This is a genomic window from Salinimicrobium sp. WS361 (assembly GCF_050750585.1).
Taxonomy (GTDB): Bacteria; Bacteroidota; Bacteroidia; order Flavobacteriales; family Flavobacteriaceae; genus Salinimicrobium.
In genome coordinates, this window is sequence record NZ_JBOJLM010000046.1 from 1 (window position 1) to 1785 (window position 1785).

3 protein-coding genes are annotated in these 1785 nt (G+C 36.6%); all 3 read left to right on the forward strand.

Annotated features, from left to right (window positions below):
• The first annotated feature begins 122 nt into the window (after positions 1 to 122).
• The 3 genes from ACQ93I_RS17135 to ACQ93I_RS17145 all read left to right on the forward strand — a co-directional run bounded on the left by ACQ93I_RS17135 (position 123) and on the right by ACQ93I_RS17145 (position 1765).
• Positions 123 to 545 carry a hypothetical protein gene (locus tag ACQ93I_RS17135; RefSeq protein WP_431699594.1) on the forward strand — a complete coding sequence of 141 codons (423 nt, stop codon included), beginning with the start codon at positions 123 to 125 and terminating at the stop codon, positions 543 to 545.
• A 176-nt stretch (positions 546 to 721) separates the two neighbouring features.
• On the forward strand, positions 722 to 1000 hold the full coding sequence (locus tag ACQ93I_RS17140; RefSeq protein WP_431699595.1) for a hypothetical protein: 279 nt from the start codon (positions 722 to 724) through the stop codon (positions 998 to 1000).
• Between the two features lie 207 nt (positions 1001 to 1207).
• Entirely contained in the window at positions 1208 to 1765 is a 558-nt protein-coding gene (locus tag ACQ93I_RS17145; RefSeq protein WP_431699596.1) for a toxin-antitoxin system YwqK family antitoxin, read from the forward strand.
• Positions 1766 to 1785 lie beyond the last annotated feature (20 nt).

Below are 1785 nucleotides of genomic sequence, written 5' to 3' on the forward strand. Positions count from 1 at the left end.
TCTTAGTGTCGGATCGAAAGTCTGAGCGTACTTGCTGCATCTGATTTTCCTGCGGAAAATCATCGCCGGCAATCGCCGCACTGTTTTTATACGGGACGTTGACAAACATTAAAGAATACCCATTGAAAAATAAATTAAAATATCTGATTCTTTTATTCTTTGGAACAGTGATTTATTCGTGCGACGATAGAACATCCGCCGAGATTTACAAAGAAGAATTTATTGCACCTTCTAAAGCAGGAAAAGTATCCAGTACAGAACTTTGGAAAGGCGGATTACTGGTAATTGATTTAGTTAAAACCGACCGATCAGAAACAACTGCACAAATTAATAATGATCAGCATGTATTAAATTCAATAAAAAAAGGTGATTTTTTTGAAAAGTATCCAAACAGCAACAAATGTCTGATTAGACGAAATGATAGTATAATGCTTTTTGACTGTATTAAATTAGAGGGACTTGAAAATAAGACCCGGGATTCTTTGTTGCCTGTTGAACAGTGGGAGAGACAAAAAATAAACCAATGGATCTACAAACCAAGATAGTCGAAAGGACCGCGGACAAAAAAACGTTTGTCAACAACGTAAAAACAATGCTTAAATTAGTCTCGAATCGAAAGTCCGTGCTCGCTTGCAACGCCTGATTGTCCTGCGGACAATCAAGCTCGCCCGCTCGCACTGTTTTTATACGAGACGTTGCCAACCATTTAAAATACACTCATATGAATTTTGATGATATAAAAAACGAATTGAACAATCCAAATTTTAAAATTGATATTACAGCTCTGTTAATCACGATTCATTCAGATAATCTTATGAACGGATATCATTTAAAAGCAATTCTGAAAAGACAAGTTGAAATATTAGAATTGCAAAAAGGCAAAACTGGGCAGGACCTTGATGATGCTGTAGGAAACGAAATCGAAAGCCTAAACGAAAAATTTTCGGACTGGTTGAAGGAAGATCTGATTAATGACGTTAATAATATTTCACGCGACTGATTTTCCTTAAAATCTCCTGTTTTAATTTTCGACGTTGAATAATCGGATTAAAAAAAACGGTTGGCAACAGCATATAAAAACAATGCTTAAATCAGTTTCAAATCGAAATTTCGAGCTCGCTTGCTTAGCGGATTGTCCTGCGGACAATCACGCACGCCCGCTCGCACAGTTTTTATACGGGACGTTGTGGGTAATTAAACCAAACCTATGAGAATCATTCTGTTATTTTCTTTTCTAATTTTTACCATTGGCTGTTCTTCACAGCGGACTGCGCTAAGTGAAAACGAAGAAGTAATAAATTATGAAACCGGTGAATTAAAGGCAAAAGGACATTTAGCTAATGAATATCTCCCTTTCTACAGATTACGTGCCGGACAGTGGCAAGAATATTATAAAAATGGACAAGAAAAGAGTACAGGGAATTACAAAGTTGGAAAATATACCGATTGTTGCACTGGCGGAGTTTGCGACGGATTTTATAACTACAAAGCAGGAGAATGGATTTTCTTCTATGAGAACGGACAAATAAAAGCTAAAGGAAAATTCGATTTAGATAAATACCCGCTGGACACGTCTTGTGAAGGTGGTGATGAAATTTTATTTAGTACTATTGGTGAAAATTGGGTTTTTTATAATGAAGCGGGAGCGAAAATTGAAGCCACCGAGGAGCTGATCAGAGAAATTGAAGAAACGCAAACGAATGGTTCCTTTCCTGAGACTACATTTCGAGTTGAAAAAATCACAGGTAAAGTCATTAGAGAATAAAAAAACTACCCACAACAACA

Coding starts and splice junctions, on each gene's coding strand:
- ACQ93I_RS17140 (WP_431699595.1), top strand. CDS start 722: ATGAATTTTGATGATATAAAAAACGAATTGAACAATCCAAATTTTAAA.
- ACQ93I_RS17145 (WP_431699596.1), top strand. CDS start 1,208: ATGAGAATCATTCTGTTATTTTCTTTTCTAATTTTTACCATTGGCTGT.